Here is a 17,595-nt window from a genome sequence, read left to right on the forward strand (position 1 = left end):
GTTGCACAGAACCGGGGGCAGACATGGCGGAAAATCCGGTGCAGGTCCGGCGCAGGCATGTGTTCTACATCCCGGGCTACGATCCGATACATCCGCGCCGCTATCGCGAATTGTACCGGCGCGAAGGGGCCGCCCAGGCCGCCATTTCAGGCTATGAAATCGCTTTGAGCCCCAAGCACGCAGGTGGCGCCTATGGCTGGCATGTGGACGCGCGGATTGATGGGCAGGCGGTCGAAAGCGATTTCGAGGTTCTGGTCTGGTCCGATCTGGTCCGCGACTCGATGGGGCAATCGATTGCGGCGACCTATTGGCAGATGGCGCGCACCGCCTGGACCTATATCGCCTCGGGCGCGCTGTTCCGGCTGGCCCGCCTGCGCAAGGGGCCGACGATTGCCGCGCTGTATCCGGTGGCCTTTCTGCTGGGGCAGCTGGCGCTTGCGCTGATGGTGGCGCGCGGGGCAGGGGCGGTGCTGGCGCTGTCGGGCCTGCCTTTCGTCGGTTGGCTGGGCCTGGGTGCGGTCTGGCCCGTGCTGGCGTGGTTCCGGGCCCATGACAACAAGGTTTTCGCCTATTACCTGATGCATGATTACGCCCATTCGGCCAGCCGCCGGGGCGCCTATCCCCCGGACCTGGAGGCACGGCTGCGCGATTTCGCCGATCGCATCGCCGAGGCCACCGCCAAAGGGGCCGACGAGGTTCTGATTGTCGGCCATTCCTCTGGGGCGCATCTGGCCGTGTCGATCCTGGCCGATCTGATCCGCGCCGACCGGCTGCCCAAGAACGGCCCGGCCGTGGCGTTGCTGTCACTGGGGCAGGTGGTGCCGATGATCAGCTTTCTGCCGCGTGCGGACCGGCTGCGGGCGGACCTTGCGCTGATGGCCGCGCAGGATCGGGTGCCGTGGGTCGATGTGACCGGCCCCGGTGATGGCTGCGCCTTTGCGCTGTGCGACCCGGTCGCGGTGTCCGGGGTGGCGCCCGCGGGCCAGCGCTGGCCGCTGGTGGTTTCGGCCGCGTTCACCCAGACCCTCAGCCCAGAGCGTTGGCGCGAATTGCGCTGGCGCTTCTTCCGGCTGCATTTTCAATACCTCTGCGCCTTCGACCGGCCTGGGGATTACGATTATTTCCGTCTTACCGCCGGGCCGCGCACATTGGGCGCGACCTATGCCGGGCGCAAACCGTCACCCAGCCGGATTACCGCGCCGCTCAGCCCCTATATCACGACGGAGGCCCCATGACCCTGCCGCCCAAGCCCGCGACCCGGCCCGAAAAAGTGTCGCTGATCGACTACCTGCGCCGGTTCCGCCGGGACATCCTGTCGGCGCAGCCGGCCAAGCTTTACCGCGCGCGGATGGCAGAGTTCCGAACGCCGTTCTTCCGCTCTTACCTGGTGAACCAACCCGACCTGGTTCACACGGTGCTGAAGGATCGCCCGATGGAGTTTCCCAAATCCGACCGGGTAGGGGCAGGGCTGCGCCCGCTCTTGGGCAATTCCGTCTTTCTGACCAATGGCGAGACCTGGGCCCGGCAACGCCGGATCATCGACCCGGCCTTCGAGGGCGGACGGTTGCGCGATACCTTCCCGGCGATGGTGGCCGCCGGGAACGCCGCCGTGGGACGTCTGAACGAGGGTATCCGCGAGATAGAGGCCGAAACCAGCCATGCTGCGGCAGACGTGATCTTTCGCACGCTGTTTTCCCTACCGATCGAGGACGAAACCGCCGCCGCCGTGTTCCACCAGTTCCGCGATTACCAGCGCAGCCAGCCGTTGTTGAACCTGGCGGCCTTCGTTCAGGGGCCGGCCTGGATGCCCCGGCTGCACAAGGCGCGCACCCGCAAGACGGCCCGTGCGATCCGCGGTCTGATCCTGCAACTGACCGAGGCAAGAAAGGAACAGATCGCCGCGGGAACCGCCCCGGATGACCTGGCGACCAAGATCATGACCACCGCAGACCCACAAACCAGCAAGACCTTTGCCGCACGCGAAATGGTGGACCAGGTTGCGATTTTCTTTCTGGCGGGGCACGAAACCTCTGCCTCGTCCCTGGCCTGGGCGCTGTACCTGCTGGCCCTCTATCCCGAGGTGCAGGACCGCGTCGCCGCCGAGGCCGCCAGTTTCCCTGAAAACCCTGACTTTTCAGATATGAAGCGGCTGACCTTCACCCGCGATGTGTTCCGAGAGGCGCTGCGGCTGTATCCGCCGGTGCCGATGATGGTGCGCGAAACCACAAAGCCCGAGCGATTCCGGGACCGCGACATCGCCAAGGGCGCACAGATCGTTCTCAGCCCTTGGCATTTGCACCGGCACGAACGGATCTGGGACCGGCCCGACGATTTCGACCCGGACCGCTTCGCCACGGATAATGGCAAGGCGGGGCTGCGCGATGCCTTTATCCCGTTTTCCGAGGGGCCGCGCGTCTGCACCGGGGCCGGCTTTGCGATGGTCGAGGGGCCGCTTTTCCTGGCGATGCTGGTCAAGGCATTCCGCTTCGAACGGGTTCCGGGCTGTGACCCTGTGCCGGTGGCGCATCTGACGGTGCGCTCTAAAGACGGAATATGGCTGAACCTGCACCGACGTTAGGACAAGGTAGAGCTGTCGTCGCGATAAGCACGCGCATCCGCCGTCGGCAGGTGGGCGCGCTGTGGGAAAGGAATGTGGGTCCAGTTATCCGATAATCAATATTATGTTAGTAATATGGATACTAGACCAACGGCAGCCAGAGTTTCGCACCCGAGATCCTTACCAACAGCTTTCTTACCTAGTCCTCTGGCAACGCGCCAAAAAAGCGTCCGGTCGGACGTTGACGCGTCTGCGCGCGCCGTGCACATCTTAGACGTGTTAGTGTGATTGGAGTACAAAATGGTCGAGGATCATTTACGCGCATTGATTGCCGCCGACACGGTCGAAGCGCTTTGGTCCCTGCACACCCGGAAAATGGCCGAATACGGCTTTGACCGCCTTCTTTACGGCTTCACCTATTACAAGACCGAACGCTCTTTCGGGCCGATGGACGATCTGACGATCCTGTCCAGCCATAGCGAAGCCTATAACAAAGGGTTCGTAAACAATCGGATGTTCGAGGATGGGCCCATGGTTCAGTGGGCGGTCGAACACGAGGGCTTTTGCAGCTGGCAACGGACGCAAGATGCCTATGCGTCCGGCCAGCTCCCCGAAAAAGCGCGCCGCGTGGTCGAATTCAACCGCGAGATGGGCGTTGTTGCCGGATACACGATCAGCTTTCGCCAGATTTCCACCCGCAGCAAGGGGGCCATCGGCCTGGCCGCGCGGCTTGGGTTGTCACAGGCCGAGGTCGATGAAATCTGGGCCGAGCACGGCCAGCGGATCATGCTGATGAACGACATCCTGCATCTCAAGATCCACAACCTGCCCTCCAGCGAGGCGCGCCCGTTGCTGACGCCGCGCCAACGCGAAGCCCTGGAATGGGTCGGCGATGGCAAGACGATGCAGGATATTGCCACGATCCTTGGCGTGTCGCAGGCCACCGTGGAAAAGCACCTGCGCCTGGCCCGCACGGCGCTTGGGGTGGAAACCACCGCGCAGGCCGTCCTGAAGGCCTGGTTCCAGCACCAGATATTTCGCGTCACGCGCCAGGATTGAAACGTAAAGGTCAGGAAACCCTGCCTAGCCAGCCATGCAGCATCGGAATAGCGTGATTGCGTTCCGTGAGTGGTGGCTTTGGCCGGGAACATCAGGGGAGCGTGGACCGTCGCGATTTCGGCGACGCGCTCCCCACATAATGTGTGCAGGCAACGCGCGTCGATACTGACATTCAATGCAGCCTGGCGAGTTCAAGAGTATTGTCCTCATCCCCGAGGCATGGTGTGAAGGCACGGGGAGGGCCAAGCGCCCTCCCCGTCCTTTTCATATAGCGCATCCCAGGAACATTCCGGTCCTGAAATGAAAAACGGCGCCCCCAAAGGCGGCGCCGTCTGTTCTGTCAGGCCGCGACTGCGGCGTGGGCCGTAGCTCAGCCCTGGGCGGCCTTGGCGACCTCTGCTGCGAAGTCTTCTTCTTCTTTCTCGATGCCTTCGCCCACCTCAAGCCGGACAAAGCCGGTGATTTTGGCGCCAGCTTCCTCGGCGGCCTTCTCGACCGTCAGGTCGGGATTGACCACGAAGGCCTGACCCAGCAGCGTGATCTCGGCCAGGAACTTCTTCATCCGGCCTTCGATCATCTTCTCGATCACCTGCTCGGGCTTGCCGGACTCGCGGGCGATATCGATCTGCACCTGGCGTTCCTTCTCGACCACGGCGGGGTCCAGGCTGTCGGCGTTCAGGGCGGCCGGGTTGGCGGCGGCCACGTGCATCGCGACCTGGCGGCCAAACGCTTCGTCACCGCCGGTCATGGCGACCAGCACACCGATCTTGCCCATGCCGTCGGCGGCGGGGTTGTGCACGTAGGCAACGATCGTGTCGCCCTCGATCCCGGCCATGCGGCGCAGGGTCATGTTCTCGCCGATGGTGGCGATCTTGTCGGTGATCGTGTCGGCCACGCTCTTGCCGCCCAGATCGGCCGCGTTCAGCGCGTCCAGGTCATCGGCGCCCAGGGCCGCGGCGGCGATACCGGCCACCATGGACTGGAACTCGGCGTTCTTGGCGACAAAGTCGGTTTCAGAGTTGACCTCGACGGCGACGCCCTTGCCACCCTCGACCTTGACGGCGACCAGACCTTCAGCGGCGGTGCGGCCGGATTTCTTGGCGGCCTTGGCCAGACCTTTGGTGCGCAGCCAGTCGATCGCGGCGTCCATGTCGCCGTCGTTTTCGGTCAGCGCCTTCTTGGCGTCCATCATGCCCGCGCCAGTCTTGTCGCGCAGTTCCTTCACCAGTTTCGCGGTGATTGCCATCTCTTGGCTCTCCTCGATTACGGATGCGTTCATCGGGCGCGGTCCTAGCCGCGCCCGGTGTCAAATCGGTGACAGGCGGATCAGCCCTCGGCGGGGGCTTCGGCCTCGGCCTCCGCCAGCAGTTCCTCGGCCGGGGTGTCCTCCAGCGCGCCCAGGTCGACGCCGGCGGCATCCATCTGCGCGCTCATCCCGTCCAGGGCCGCGCGGCTGGCCAGATCGCAATACAGCGAAATCGCGCGCGCCGCGTCGTCGTTGCCCGGAATGACATAATCCACGCCCTCGGGCGAGCAGTTGGTATCGACCACGGCCACAACCGGGATGCCCAGCTTCTTGGCCTCGGCGATCGCCAGATCCTCTTTCTTGACGTCGATGATGAACAGCAGGTCCGGCAGGCCGCCCATTTCGCGGATGCCACCCAGCGAGGCTTGCAGCTTGGCCTGCTCGCGCTCCATGCCCAGGCGTTCCTTCTTGGTCAGGCCCTCGGCACCGGCGGCCATCTGCTCATCGATCTCGTTCAGGCGCTTGATCGACTGGCTGACGGTTTTCCAGTTGGTCAGCGTGCCGCCCAGCCAGCGGTGGTTCATGTAGTACTGGGCGCAGCGCTCGGCGGCATCGGCGATCGGCTTTTGCGCCTGACGCTTGGTGCCGACGAACAGGATACGGCCGCCACGGGCCACGGTTTCACGCACCACGTTCAGCGCGGCGTCCAGCATCGGGACGGTCTGCGTCAGGTCGAGGATGTGAATGCCGTTGCGGTCGCCGTAGATGTATTCGGCCATGCGCGGGTTCCACCGCTGCGTCTGGTGACCGAAGTGAACGCCAGCTTCCAGCAGCTGACGCATGGAGAATTCGGGAAGCGCCATGTCTTTTCCTTTCCGGTTTGCGCCTGGGCGGGACATCAGGGCAAGTGCCCAACCGGCGGACCGTCGCGGGATGTCTCCCCGCGTGGCCCAGCCCCGCCTGTCGAAGTGTGCGCGCGCTTAGCGCGATTTCACCGAGACCGCAAGGCCCATGGACGACAAGGGCCAAAAAAGCGCCGATTTCGGCCGCATGCCGGGCCGATCCCCGCCCGTCTGCTGCGCAGCGGCAAAAACCTGCGCCCTCGCGGGGGCGCTGTCTATTGCAGTACAGGCCGGTCGCGCCTAGCTATGCGAGGCAAGCAGGATCGCAGCGATGTTCGAACAGAACCACCCTTCCCACCGCCCCGAGCCCTCTGACGGCGACCCCCCGCAACGCGGGTTTTTCCGCGCGCTGTTCGCGCGGTTGCGCAACAACTTCATCGCGGGCCTCGTGGTGATCGCGCCGATCGGTCTGACCATATGGCTGATCTGGACGGTGACCGGCTGGATTGACGGGGTCGTGCTGCCGCTGGTGCCCAACAAGTTCAAGCCCGAGCAGTATATCGGGATCGACATTCGCGGCCTTGGCGTGATCTTCTTCCTGTTGTTCACGCTGCTTGTCGGCTGGATGGCCAAGGGCATGATCGGCCGTTTCTTCATCCACTGGGGGGAACGAATCGTCGACCAGATGCCGGTGATCCGGTCCGTCTATAACGGTCTGAAACAGATCGCCGAAACCGTTTTCGCCCAGTCGGAAACCAGTTTCGACAAGGCCTGCCTGGTGGAATACCCGCGCAAGGGCATCTGGGCGGTCGCCTTCATCTCGACCGCGACCAAGGGCGAGGTGAACCGCCGCATTCCCCGCGACGAGCAGATGATTTCGGTCTTTCTGCCGACGACGCCGAACCCGACCTCCGGCTTTCTGCTTTTCGTGCCCCAGGCCGATGTGATCGAACTGGACATGAGCGTGGAAGAGGCCGCCAAGCTGGTGATTTCGGCCGGTCTGGTGGCCCCCGATGAGGATCGGGTCGTCGATGCGCCGAAAATGTTGCGCCGCGCCGCGCAACGCGCGCGCGCCGACGCCTGACACGCGGGATGACTGGCGCGGCGCTGACCGGGTTCTTTACCTCGCTGTCGCTGATCCTGGCCATCGGTGCGCAAAATGCCTTTGTCCTGCGCCAGGGCCTGACCAGAGAGCATGTTTTTGCCCTGTGCCTGTTCTGTGCCCTGTCGGACGCACTGCTGATTGCGGCAGGCGTTGCCGGTTTCGGGATCATCAGCGCGGCCTGGCCCGGTGCGACGACGGCGCTGATCCTGGCCGGGGCGGCGTTCCTTGTCGTCTATGGCGCGATGCGGTTGCGGTCGGCGCTGACGGGTGGGAACGGCATGCACCGACAGGGCCAGGGGCGCTCGGTCTGGCAGGTGCTGGCGCTTGCGGCGGCTATGACATGGCTCAATCCGCATGTTTATCTGGACACGCTGGGCCTGATCGGGGCGGTTTCCGCCGGGTTCGCGCCGGGAGCACCGCGGATGGGGTTCGCCATCGGGGCGGTCACGGCGTCGTTTCTGTTCTTCTTCACGCTCGGCTATGGGGCGCGGCGGCTTGCGCCGATCATGGCCAGCGCCCGGGCCTGGCGGATTCTGGACCTGGCCATCGCGTTGCTGATGTGGACGATTGCGGCAACACTGCTGCTCAAGCTTTGACTCGCCTGCATTTTTTGCTGGAATCTTGGAACGGACCTGTTACCGATTCCCGTGTATGAGGGTCGGGTTGTGCGACGTCTGGGGACTCGCGGTCCCGGCCAAGGCAACCATTGGGGACAGAGATCCATGAAGAAAGTGCTGCTGACGAGCGCCCTCGTGCTGGGCATGGCTGCGCCGGCCTTTGCCGGTGCCTATTCCGAGCCGGTGATCGAGCCGGAAATCATCGTCGAGGATACCGTTTCCTCGGCCCATGACATTCTGGTGCCGATCATGGCGCTGATCATGTTTGCCGCCGTCGCCGACTGAGCGACGCACATCCATGCCATGAAATGGGCCGTCCCGCCGGGGCGGCCCTCTTCTTTTCGGAACGTGTTAAAGCGCGGTCCAGCCGCCATCCACGCTGATCGTGGTGCCGGTGATCTGCGCCGCCGCATCCGAACACAGGAACACCGTGGTTCCGCCCAACTGCTCCACCGTGGCGAACTGGCGCGAGGGTTGGCGTTCCAGCATCACCTCGCGGATGACGGTTTCGCGGTCCATGCCGTGGGTTTTCATCTGGTCGGGAATCTGCGCCTCGACCAGCGGGGTCAGCACATAGCCGGGACAGATCGCGTTGCAGGTGATCGGCTCTTCGGCGGTTTCCAGCGCCACCGTCTTGGTCAGCCCGACGATCCCGTGCTTTGCCGCGATATAGGCCGATTTGTAGGGCGACGCCGTCAGCCCATGGGCCGAGGCGATATTGACCACCCTGCCCCAGCCCGCCGCCCGCATCACCGGCAGCGCCGCAGCGGTGGTGTGAAAGGCCGAGGACAGGTTGATCGCGATGATTGCGTCCCATTTTTCCACCGGGAATTCGTCCACCGGGGCGACGTGCTGAATCCCGGCATTGTTGACCAGGATATCGCAGGCACCGGCCTGTTCGATCAGTGCGCGGCATTCCTCGGGGCTGGACATGTCGGCCTTGATATAGCGCGCCTCGACCCCGTGTTCGCGGCCCAGTTTCGCGGCCAAGGCGTGATCCTCGTCCCGGTCGGTAAAGGAATTCAGCACAACCGCCGCGCCCGCGCGGGCCAGTTCATGGGCGATCCCAAGCCCGATCCCGGAATTCGACCCGGTGACGATGGCGGTCTTTCCTGCAAGTGACATCTGGCGACTCCCTGTTCAGACACCTGGCGCCAGCATAGGCGTGCGCAGCACAAAGGCCACCCATTGCGGGCCGGTCAGTCGCCGTTCACACCCTCGGTTTCGATCTTCAGCGGCTCGCCGCAATGCTTGCAATGGATCGCGTCCGGGTCGTGGCGGTTCAGCCCGCACGAGGGGCATTTGTACTTGATCTTCGAGGGCTGAAACATCGCGCGTGCCAAGCGCACGAACAGCGCGACGCCAACCACCATGATGAACACCGATAGCAGCTTGCCCCCCGGTGTGGTCATGGTGATGTCGCCAAAGCCTGTCGTCGTCAGCGTCGCCACGGTGAAATACAGCGCGTCGACATAGGCCGCCGGGCCGGCGTGTTCCTCGAAAGCCAGCACAAAGACCAGCGAGGTGGTGACAAAGACGAACACGAACAGGTGGACGGTGGCCAGAATCGCATCCTCGTGCCGGCGGAACAGCACGCTTTCGCGCCGCAGGTCGCGCAGCAGGTGATAGGAATGGATCAGCCGCAAGCCGCGCAGAATCCGCAGGAACGCCAGGTTCGCGGCGAAAAACGGCGCCAGCAGCAAAGACCCCACCACCGCCAGATCGGCCAGGGTATAGACTTGGGTCAATTCCCGGCGCCGGTTTTCGGAAATCCACAGCCGCGCGGTGAAATCCAGCAGGATCAACAGGCCAAGCGCCGCGTTCAGCCCTGTCATCCAAGCCGAGACCGGCAGAGACGCCGTCACGATGAAATAGAGGATGGTCAGCGCGTCGAACCCGATCAGCCCGTAGCGGAACCGCCGCGCCCGCTTGCTGCGGCCGGTGTAAAGCAGCCTGACCTGGCGCTGTAGCTCTTCCATGGGTGCCCTTCCGCTTTGCCGATGTTATCCGTCCATGCCCTGCCCGTCAGGTCAACCCGGGCCGCCGATACATGCAGGGACCGGATTCACCTTCCATAAACCTTGTCGGGGTGCTGTATACGGACCACAATTCAAGCGGATTCGAAGGGGGCGCATATGGCAGGCTCGGTCAACAAGGTCATTCTCATCGGCAATCTGGGGCGCGATCCCGAGGTGCGCAGTTTTCAGAACGGCGGCAAGGTGTGCAACCTGCGCATTGCCACCTCTGAAACCTGGAAGGACCGCAACACCGGCGAGCGGCGCGAACGCACCGAATGGCACTCGGTCGCCATTTTCTCTGAGCCGCTGGCCCGCATCGCAGAACAATACCTGCGCAAGGGGTCCAAGGTTTACATCGAGGGTCAGCTGGAAACCCGCAAATGGCAGGACCAGTCCGGCCAGGATCGCTACAGCACCGAGGTCGTTCTGCGCCCCTACCGAAGCGAGCTGACGCTGCTGGATGCCCGCGGCGGCGGCGAGGGCGGCAGCTACGGCGGTGGCGGCGGCAATTACGGCGGTGGCGGCTATGACCAAGGCGGCGGTTATGGCGGCGGCGGCGGCGATTTCAACCGTGGCGGTGGCGGCGGTGGTCCGGCCCCCGCAGGCGATCTGGACGACGAAATCCCGTTCTGAGCGGCAGGCGGGAGAAACCGCAGGGAGATAGGTTCGCGCGATGGTCTGGTCTTTCTCCATAGGCCGGCTGCTGGGGTCCGAGCTTCGGATCCACGCGACCTTTTTCCTGTTGCTGGCCTGGATCGCGGTCGCGGCCTGGATGCAGGCCGGGCCGCTGGCCGCCCTGATCAACGTGGTCTTTGTGCTGGCGCTGTTTGCCTGCGTGGTGGCGCATGAGTTCGGCCACGCGCTGATGGCGCGGCGCTTCGGGATTGCAACGCCGGACATCACGCTGCTGCCCATCGGCGGGTTGGCCCGGCTGGAACGGATGCCCAAACGCCCCGCGCAGGAAATCGCCGTGGCCGTGGCGGGCCCCGCGGTGAACGTGGCGATCTGGGCGGTCCTGATCGCCCTGGGCGCCGAAACCGATCTGGACCGTCTGGCCACGATCGAGGATCCGGCAGCCGGTTTCTGGGGCAAGCTGGCCGCGATCAACCTGTTCCTGGTGCTGTTCAACATGATCCCGGCCTTTCCGATGGATGGGGGCCGGGTGTTCCGCGCGGTCCTGTCCATGGGCATGGGCCGCGTGGCCGCGACCCGGCTGGCTGCACGGGGCGGGCAGGCGCTGGCCTTTCTCTTCGGGTTTCTGGGCCTGACCTGGGCCAGCCCCGTGCTGGTGCTGATCGCGGTCTTCGTGTTCCTGGCCGCCGGTGCCGAAAGCGCGGATGTCAGCCTGCGCGACATGTCCCGGCATTTGCGGGCGCGCGATGCGATGATCACGCAATTTGAATCGCTGGCCCCCTCCGACCGCTTGCAGGTGGCCTCGAACGCGGTGATCCGCACCACCCAGCACGAATTTCCGGTGATCGACGGCGGCGGCGGCCTGCGCGGATTTCTGACGCGGAATGCGCTGTTCGCGGCCCTGGCAGAGGGCAGCGATAGCCGCCCCGTCGCCGAGGCGATGACAGAGGGCATCCCGACCGTGCCGCTGAGTGCCCCGCTGGATGCCGCCCTTGACGCACTGCAGGACAGCGGTGCGCCGGCCGTGGCGGTGACCGAACCCTCGGGCCGGATGGTGGGCTATATCACGCGCGAGAATATCGGCGAACTGATGGTGATTTCCGGCCGCGATGCCCGCCGGGTCTGAGTTTCCTCAGCCCCCCTGCCCCAACCCGTCCAGCACCGCGCGCGCAGCCCGCAGGCCCGGCGCCTCGCCCCCGGCGCCCAGCCGGTCCATCGTCAGGCGTGCGGCCTGAACCTGTGCGTCGCGCGCCGCATTGTCGTCCAGCAAACGCAAAAGCGCCGTGCCGATCGCCTCGGGCTGGCAATCCTTGCCCAGGAATTCCGGCACGGCGCGGGTTTCGCTGACCAGATTGACCAGCGTCACCGTATCCAGCTTCAGCATCCGGCCGATGATCTGCCGGCTGAGCCAGGCCATGTCATAGGCGATGACCATGGGCGTTGCATTGGCCGCCAGTTCCAGCGACACCGTTCCCGAGGCCGCCAGCGCCAGGTCGGCGGCGGCAAAGGCCGCGCGCTTGCGGGCGGCGGCATCCGGGTGGGCCGGGTCCAGCACCACCGGGTTACCGGGCCAACCGGCGGTCAGGCGGCCCACCTCCTCTGCCAGGGAGGGCGCGGCGGGCACGACCACCCGGACAGAAGGGTGGCGCGCCAGAACCGGCCCAAGGGCCGCGCCAAAGACCGGCGCCAGGCGCGTGACCTCGCCCCGACGCGAGCCGGGCAGCACCAGCAGCAGCCGTGTTTCCGCGCCGATCCCCTGGGCCATGCGAAAGGCCGCGGCCTCTGGGGCACGCGCACGGGGTTGCGTGACCACCGGGTGGCCCACGAAATCGCAGCGCATACCCGCAGCCTGCATATAGGGCGGCTCGAACGGAAACAGGGCCAGCACCTGATCGATGACGCGCGCCATCTTGTGCGCGCGGCCCGACCGCCACGCCCAGACCGTGGGGGCGACGTAATGCACCGTGCGGATCGTGCTGGCGGCCTTGACCCGCCTAGCCACGCGCAGACAGAAATCCGGGCTGTCGATGGTAATCAGCGCATCGGGCGAAAGGTGCAGAACCTTTTCCGCGCATTGGTCGATCCGGCGCATCAGGGCACGGTAGCGGGGCAGCACCTCGGCGATGCCCATCACCGACAATTCGTCCATTGGAAACAGGCTGGTCAGCCCCTCGGCCTGCATCAGCGGCCCGCCGACCCCGTGGAATTCCACCCCGGGTGCAAGCGCCTTTAGACCGGACATCAGCGCCGCGCCAAGCGCATCGCCGGACGCCTCCCCCGCTATCAGGAACAGTTTCACGGGCTGCGCACCCACAGGAACAGGTCCAGCGCATCGGCCCGGGCGCGGGTGGCCTCGGCATCCAGGATCATCACGCCGCCCGCCTCTATCACGATCCCGGCCAGGCCCGCGCGGTGTGCGGCCTCGACCGTGGCGGGGCCGATGGCGGGCAGATCCACGCGGCGATCCTGTTCCGGTTTCGGGGCCTTGTAGAACACGCCGCGCGCCCCGTTCGGATCGGGACGGCAGGCCCCGGCCACCTGGGCAACCCAATCCAGCATCGCGTCGGTGCCCGGCAGGGTTTCCACCGCCAGGCACAGCCCTTGGGCAACCACAGCGCCCTGCCCCACATCGGCCGCACCCAGGGTGGCGACAATCCGCGCGGCCCGGTCCGCATCCCCCATATCTGCCTGACTGGGCTGCACATATGTCTGCACCCCCGGCGCGGGCAGCAGGTCCGGGGCAACGGCATCGGCGCCGACCACGGTCAACCCCTCGTCCTCGAACAGGGCGATGACGGCGCGCAGGGTCGCATCGTCCCCCTGCCCCAGTGCGGGCAGGATGCGCGGCAGCAGTTGCGCGGTCTTGGGGTCGATCCGTTCAGGTTCCAGCCGCGGACGGGTAAGGCCCCCGGCCAGCACGACACGGGTCACGCCGCGGTCGTGCAGCATGTCAAACAACAGTGCCAACCGTTCCAGCGCGAAGGGTTCAACGGTCCAGCCCGGTTCGGCAGAGGCGGCAAAGCCCGCCCCTTCGATCTCGGCCACCAGAAACGGCGCGCCCTGCGCCGCCAGGGTGCGGGCCAGATGCACCGGCAGGACGCCGCGCCCGGCGATGATGGCGGTCAGATCGTTCATCTGCCCGGCGTCAGGAAGGACCGGTCGGATTCGGCAAGGATGAACTCCACCACCTCGCGCACATGGGGGCTGTCGGTTTCCTCGGCCAGGCGGCGGGCGCGTTGCATGAAGGTATCGTCATCCTGGGCAAGGGCCTGATAGGCGGCGCGCAGGGCCGAAATCTCGGCCCGGTCCACGCCGCGCCGCTTCAGCCCGACCAGGTTCAACCCGTCCAGCACCCCGCGCGGCCCCTGCACCAGGCCATGGGGGATCACGTCATTGGTGACCATCGTCACCGCGCCGATGATCGCACCCTTGCCGATCCGCACGAACTGATGGATGCCCGACAACCCGCCGATGATGACCTGATCGCCGATGATGCAGTGCCCGGCCAACGCCGCGTTGTTGGCCAGGATCACCCCGTTGCCAACCTGGGCGTCATGGCCGACATGGGCGCCGGTCATGAACAGGCAATCGTCGCCCACGCGGGTCACGCCCCCGCCACCGCGTGTGCCGGTATTCATGGTCACGCCTTCGCGGATCCGGTTGCGCGCGCCCACCACAAGGCGCGTTTCCTCGCCCGCGTATTTCAGATCCTGCGGCACATCGCCGATATTGGCGAAGGGGAAGATCTGGGTGCCTTCGCCGATCTCTGTCAGTCCGGTGACGATGGCGTGGCTCTTGACCTCGACCCCGGCGGCCAGGCGAACCCGCGGACCGATCACCGAAAAGGGGCCGATCCGGCAGTCCGGGCCGATCTCCGCCCCCTCCTCGATCACGGCCGAGGGATGGATGTGCGCGCTTGGGTCGATGGCCATCGGCGCCTACTCCTGCGGAAGGTCCATCATCGCGGTGAATGACGCCTCGGCCGCGACCTCGTCGCCGACCTTGGCAACCCCGTCGAATTTCCAGATCTTGGCCCCGCCGCGCTTGACCTCGACATGCAGTTCCAGAACATCGCCGGGCACGACCTTGCGCCGGAATTTGCACTTGTCGATCGCCATGAAATAAACCAGCAGATCATGGTCGATAGTGTTAAGCGAGATGCCCACCATGACCGCTGCGGTCTGGGCCATGGATTCGACGATGGTCACGCCCGGCATGATCGGCGTTCCCGGGAAATGGCCCTGGAAATGCGGCTCGTTCATCGTGACATTCTTGATCCCCACGGCGCTGGTATTCGGGACGATCTGGGTCACGCGATCGACCAGCAGGAAGGGGTAGCGATGGGGAAGGATCCGCTGGATCAGCTGGATATCGGCTTCCGTGACGGGCGCTTCGCTCATGTGCACTGGGCTCCTTGATTGGCAGGCCGGTGCTGGTCCGGCCCCGGCTGTGCACCTAGCAAGTCGGCCTGCCGGACACAAGCAGGGCTAGGGTTGTGCGGCTGGCCCATCGTCGGGCGTGGCGTCGTCCTCTGCGGTGGGTGGTGTCTGATCATCGTCCAGTTGGGCATCGATCTGCGCAATCGCCGCATCGGTGATGTCGATCTGATCTGCGACCAGCAATGCCGCACTGCGATCCATGACCAGAACCGCGCCGCTGTCGCGCACAAGCCCTGCAATGATCGGCAACGCGTCGCGATAGAATTCCTGTTGCAGGCGTTCGCGGCGCTGTGTCAGCTCCAGGCCCTTCTTGTCCTGCGCGCGGCGGATTGCCACGACCTTTTCGTCGAAAGCCTGGGCAAGCGCGCGGAATTCCTCTGGCGGCAGGATCGGGCGCTGTTCTGTAAGCGCGCGTTCCTCTTCGGTCAGTTCGGCCTCGATCCGGCGATTCTCGGCGGCAAGCTCGGCCCGCTCGGCCTCGGCCTGGGCAAGGACCGCCTGCCCAGCCTGCGATTCAGCGAAAAGCCGCTCGCGGTCAAGCACGAGAACCGGGCTGAGAAGGGGCGCCCGCGTGTCCTGTGCCTGCACTGCGCCCGCCAACACGAACGCCGCAAGACAGGCCGCAAGCAGCAGACCCCTGGACAGCATCAGAATTCCGTCGAAAGCGTCAGATCGAAGGTCTGTTCCTTGTCATAGGACTCTCTCTGGACCGCGTCGGTGAAGTTGAACCGCAGCGGACCCAGCGGCGTGTCCCAATAGATGGCAAAGCCCAGCACCGCCCGCAGGTAGAACCCGTCGTCGTTCCCCAGCGGGTTGTCCAGATCCCAGACCGACCCGAAATCGGCGAAGAAGCCGCCCTCGATCCCGTATTCCTCGGGCAGACCCAGCGGGAACCGGGTGTCGAGTCGCAGCACCGCATAGGTGTTGCCCCCAAGCGCGTCGCCTGTGGCCAGGTCGCGCGGGCCCAGGCCATTCCCTTCGAAACCGCGAATCTTGCCGTTCAGGAAATAGCGTTCCGCAACCCGGCTGTCCTGGCCACCCAGCATCGCCAGCGCGCCGGCTTCGAATTCGGCCCGCAGGCGCAGATCCTCGTTCATGACCGCCGTCTGCGCGATCGCCTTGAACGCCGTTTCGATGAATTCCATGTCACCGCCAAGCCCCGCGTAGTCCTGGCTAAGGCTGAGCATGTAGCGGTTGTTGGGGTTCAGGGCCCGATCTTCGGTATCGAAGCTGAAGGTATAGCCCAGCTTAGAGTAAGACAGCGAGGACTTGCCCGATCCGTTGCCGTAGACAACCACCGGAGGACCCGGATCGGTCGTATTCGTCTCGGTACGGATCAGGTTCGACGTACCCGTGTAGTTGTCGATAGTCGATTCGCCCACCGTGTAGCGCAGTTGCAGGCGCGTCGATTCCGACAGCGGAAATTCGAACGACGGCGAGACAGAGATATTGCGCGTGTCGTAGGACTCGCTGTCCTGGTCGTCAGTCTCGGTGTAATAGGCTGCGAAGGCGAAGGTCAGGTCACGGCCCAGGAAGGCCGGTTCGGCAAAGACCAGCTGCGACGACACATCGTCCACGCCCGTGCTGATCGACGCGCTGAGCAACTGACCACGGCCCAAGAAGTTCGATTCGCTGAAGCCCAGGGTCGCCCCGGCGCCGGATGCCGCCGAATAGCTGAGGCCAACCGAAACCGAGCCGGTCGGCTGCTCTTCCACATCGACGTCAACAATCATCTGATCCGGCGCAGTGCCTTCACGCGCGCTCACATCGGTGGAGGAGAAGAAGCCCAAGGCGCGAATACGGTCAGCGGCCTGGCGAATCTCGCGCGGGTTGAAGGGATCGCCCTCGACGGTGCGGAACTGGCGACGGATGACGCGGTCCAGCGTGGTCGAGTTCCCCTCGATATCGATCCGCTCGACGAAAAGCCGCTCGCCTCTGACAACGGCGAATTCCACGTCCAGTTCAAGCGTGCGGTCGTTCCGGGTGATCCGCGGCTCTACCCGGATGAAGTTCAGCCCCTGGCGCAGGGCCAGACGTTCCAGGCGGGTCACCGCCCCCTCGATCGTGGTGGGCGTGTAGACGCTGCCAGTGCGGATGCGCACGGCGTCCTGATATTCGGCGGGGTCGATCTCGGGCAGATCGGACACGGTGGTGATCTTGCCAAAGCTGAATCGCTGGCCTTCACGGATCGTGAAGGTCACCAGATAGGCATCGCGGCTGCGGGTCAGTTCGGGCGTCACCGACAGCACCTCAAAATCGACAAAGCCACGAGACATGTAGAAATCGCGCAGCACCTGCTTGTCGAACTCGATCCGGTCGGCAACGAAGGTGTCGCGGGAAATCAGCGCGCGCAGCAGGCCCGCTTGCTTGGTCCCAAGCGCGCGGCGCAGGCGAGAGTCGGAGAAGTTGCGATTGCCGACAAAGGAAATACGCTCGATCTCGACGACCTTGCCCTCGACGATCTCGAAGACCAGATCCACGCGATTGTCGCTGCGGCGGATGATCTTGGGGGTCACCGTGGCCGCCAAACGGCCGGATTGTTCATAGGCGGCGGTGATCGACGCCGCGTCGGCCTCGGCCACACTGGGGGAATAGACACGGCGCGATTGCGACTGGACGATCCCCGCAAGGTCGTCATCCTTGATCCGCCGGTTCCCCTCGAACGCGATCACGTTGATGGTCGGATACTCGACCACCTTGATGACCAGCGTTCCGCCCCGGGGCTGCAATTCGACGCTTTCGAACAGCCCGCTTTCGACAATGCTGCGATAAGCATCGTTCAGCCGCGCGGCCGAGACCGTTTCACCGCGTGCGATTCCGGCGTAGCTGACGATCGTCGCGGCATCGACCCGGGCGTTCCCCTCGACCTGAACCGACGAAAAGCTGTAGCTTTGTGCAAGCGCAGCCTTCGGAGTCAGCGTCAAGGCGCTGAAAACGCTGAAGAAAACGATGATCGTTATCGCAGTCGCGACATGCCGAATGACGCCGTTTCCGGCGTGTTCGGCGTCATGATACAGGTTCATCCCCAGCCCCGCAGTGACGCTTCATTGTTCCGTCTTGCTAACGGGATTACCCCGGA

At 64.9% G+C, this 17,595-nt stretch carries 18 protein-coding genes; 8 read left to right on the top strand and 10 right to left on the bottom strand.

The window, feature by feature from the left end; all coding sequences use genetic code 11:
• The first annotated feature begins 23 nt into the window (after positions 1-23).
• The 3 genes from EV656_RS06195 to EV656_RS06205 all read left to right on the top strand — a co-directional run bounded on the left by EV656_RS06195 (position 24) and on the right by EV656_RS06205 (position 3,616).
• Positions 24-1,235, top strand: coding sequence for a lipase family protein (locus tag EV656_RS06195; protein WP_132601015.1), 1,212 nt, complete (start codon positions 24-26; stop codon positions 1,233-1,235).
• Entirely contained in the window at positions 1,232-2,578 is a 1,347-nt protein-coding gene (locus tag EV656_RS06200; protein WP_132601018.1) for a cytochrome P450, read from the top strand. The genes EV656_RS06195 and EV656_RS06200 overlap by 4 nt, the downstream gene beginning before the upstream one ends.
• 279 nt (positions 2,579-2,857) lie before the next feature.
• Entirely contained in the window at positions 2,858-3,616 is a 759-nt protein-coding gene (locus EV656_RS06205) for a helix-turn-helix transcriptional regulator (RefSeq protein WP_132601021.1), read from the top strand.
• Positions 3,617-3,986: 370 nt separating this feature from the next.
• On the opposite strand, the gene tsf is transcribed toward EV656_RS06205, so the two are convergent.
• Both tsf and rpsB read right to left on the bottom strand, forming a co-directional pair.
• On the bottom strand, positions 3,987-4,862 hold the full coding sequence (gene tsf / locus EV656_RS06210; protein ID WP_132601783.1) for a translation elongation factor Ts: 876 nt from the start codon (positions 4,860-4,862) through the stop codon (positions 3,987-3,989).
• Positions 4,863-4,942: 80 nt separating this feature from the next.
• Complete coding sequence (gene rpsB / locus EV656_RS06215; RefSeq protein WP_132601024.1) at positions 4,943-5,725, bottom strand: 30S ribosomal protein S2; 783 nt, start codon at positions 5,723-5,725, stop codon at positions 4,943-4,945.
• 310 nt (positions 5,726-6,035) lie between these two features.
• Here rpsB and EV656_RS06220 point away from each other — a divergent pair, with 310 nt between their 5' ends.
• The 3 genes from EV656_RS06220 (at position 6,036) to EV656_RS06230 (ending at position 7,711) form a co-directional block, all read left to right on the top strand.
• Positions 6,036-6,788: a DUF502 domain-containing protein gene (locus EV656_RS06220; RefSeq protein ID WP_132601027.1), complete on the top strand. Its 753-nt coding sequence runs from the start codon at positions 6,036-6,038 to the stop codon at positions 6,786-6,788.
• An 8-nt stretch (positions 6,789-6,796) separates the two neighbouring features.
• Positions 6,797-7,405 (top strand): LysE/ArgO family amino acid transporter, encoded by a 609-nt coding sequence (locus tag EV656_RS06225; protein WP_132601030.1) that lies wholly within the window; start codon positions 6,797-6,799, stop codon positions 7,403-7,405.
• Positions 7,406-7,531: 126 nt separating this feature from the next.
• Positions 7,532-7,711 (top strand): hypothetical protein, encoded by a 180-nt coding sequence (locus tag EV656_RS06230; RefSeq protein ID WP_132601033.1) that lies wholly within the window; start codon positions 7,532-7,534, stop codon positions 7,709-7,711.
• A 66-nt stretch (positions 7,712-7,777) separates the two neighbouring features.
• Here EV656_RS06230 and EV656_RS06235 read toward each other — a convergent pair whose 3' ends face one another.
• Both EV656_RS06235 and EV656_RS06240 read right to left on the bottom strand, forming a co-directional pair.
• Positions 7,778-8,551, bottom strand: a complete 774-nt coding sequence (locus EV656_RS06235; RefSeq protein WP_132601036.1) for a 3-hydroxybutyrate dehydrogenase — start codon at positions 8,549-8,551, stop codon at positions 7,778-7,780.
• A gap of 74 nt (positions 8,552-8,625) precedes the next feature.
• Positions 8,626-9,405 (bottom strand): ion channel, encoded by a 780-nt coding sequence (locus tag EV656_RS06240; RefSeq protein ID WP_132601039.1) that lies wholly within the window; start codon positions 9,403-9,405, stop codon positions 8,626-8,628.
• Between the two features lie 156 nt (positions 9,406-9,561).
• On the opposite strand from EV656_RS06240, the gene ssb reads away from it, so the two are divergent.
• Both ssb and EV656_RS06250 read left to right on the top strand, forming a co-directional pair.
• Positions 9,562-10,077 (top strand): single-stranded DNA-binding protein, encoded by a 516-nt coding sequence (ssb, locus tag EV656_RS06245; RefSeq protein WP_132601042.1) that lies wholly within the window; start codon positions 9,562-9,564, stop codon positions 10,075-10,077.
• Positions 10,078-10,117: 40 nt separating this feature from the next.
• Positions 10,118-11,203 (top strand): site-2 protease family protein, encoded by a 1,086-nt coding sequence (locus tag EV656_RS06250; protein WP_132601045.1) that lies wholly within the window; start codon positions 10,118-10,120, stop codon positions 11,201-11,203.
• A gap of 6 nt (positions 11,204-11,209) precedes the next feature.
• On the opposite strand, the gene lpxB is transcribed toward EV656_RS06250, so the two are convergent.
• From lpxB to bamA, 6 genes are all read right to left on the bottom strand, one after another.
• Positions 11,210-12,376 carry a lipid-A-disaccharide synthase gene (gene lpxB / locus EV656_RS06255; RefSeq protein ID WP_132601048.1) on the bottom strand — a complete coding sequence of 389 codons (1,167 nt, stop codon included), beginning with the start codon at positions 12,374-12,376 and terminating at the stop codon, positions 11,210-11,212.
• The gene (locus EV656_RS06260; RefSeq protein WP_132601051.1) at positions 12,373-13,212 is read right to left on the bottom strand and encodes an LpxI family protein; all 840 of its coding nucleotides are present in this window, start codon (positions 13,210-13,212) and stop codon (positions 12,373-12,375) included. Before EV656_RS06260 ends, lpxB begins: the two co-directional genes overlap by 4 nt.
• Positions 13,209-14,009, bottom strand: a complete 801-nt coding sequence (lpxA, locus tag EV656_RS06265) for an acyl-ACP--UDP-N-acetylglucosamine O-acyltransferase (RefSeq protein WP_132601054.1) — start codon at positions 14,007-14,009, stop codon at positions 13,209-13,211. Before lpxA ends, EV656_RS06260 begins: the two co-directional genes overlap by 4 nt.
• Before the next feature lie 6 nt (positions 14,010-14,015).
• Positions 14,016-14,477: a 3-hydroxyacyl-ACP dehydratase FabZ gene (gene fabZ / locus EV656_RS06270; RefSeq protein ID WP_132601057.1), complete on the bottom strand. Its 462-nt coding sequence runs from the start codon at positions 14,475-14,477 to the stop codon at positions 14,016-14,018.
• An 87-nt stretch (positions 14,478-14,564) separates the two neighbouring features.
• Entirely contained in the window at positions 14,565-15,164 is a 600-nt protein-coding gene (locus EV656_RS06275) for an OmpH/Skp family outer membrane protein (protein WP_132601060.1), read from the bottom strand.
• Positions 15,164-17,539, bottom strand: a complete 2,376-nt coding sequence (gene bamA, locus EV656_RS06280; RefSeq protein ID WP_132601063.1) for an outer membrane protein assembly factor BamA — start codon at positions 17,537-17,539, stop codon at positions 15,164-15,166. The genes EV656_RS06275 and bamA overlap by 1 nt, the downstream gene beginning before the upstream one ends.
• Positions 17,540-17,595: the final 56 nt, after the last annotated feature.

Origin of the sequence: Rhodovulum adriaticum (assembly GCF_004345735.1) — a bacterium.
In the GTDB taxonomy this organism is placed as follows: domain Bacteria; phylum Pseudomonadota; class Alphaproteobacteria; order Rhodobacterales; family Rhodobacteraceae; genus Rhodovulum; species Rhodovulum adriaticum.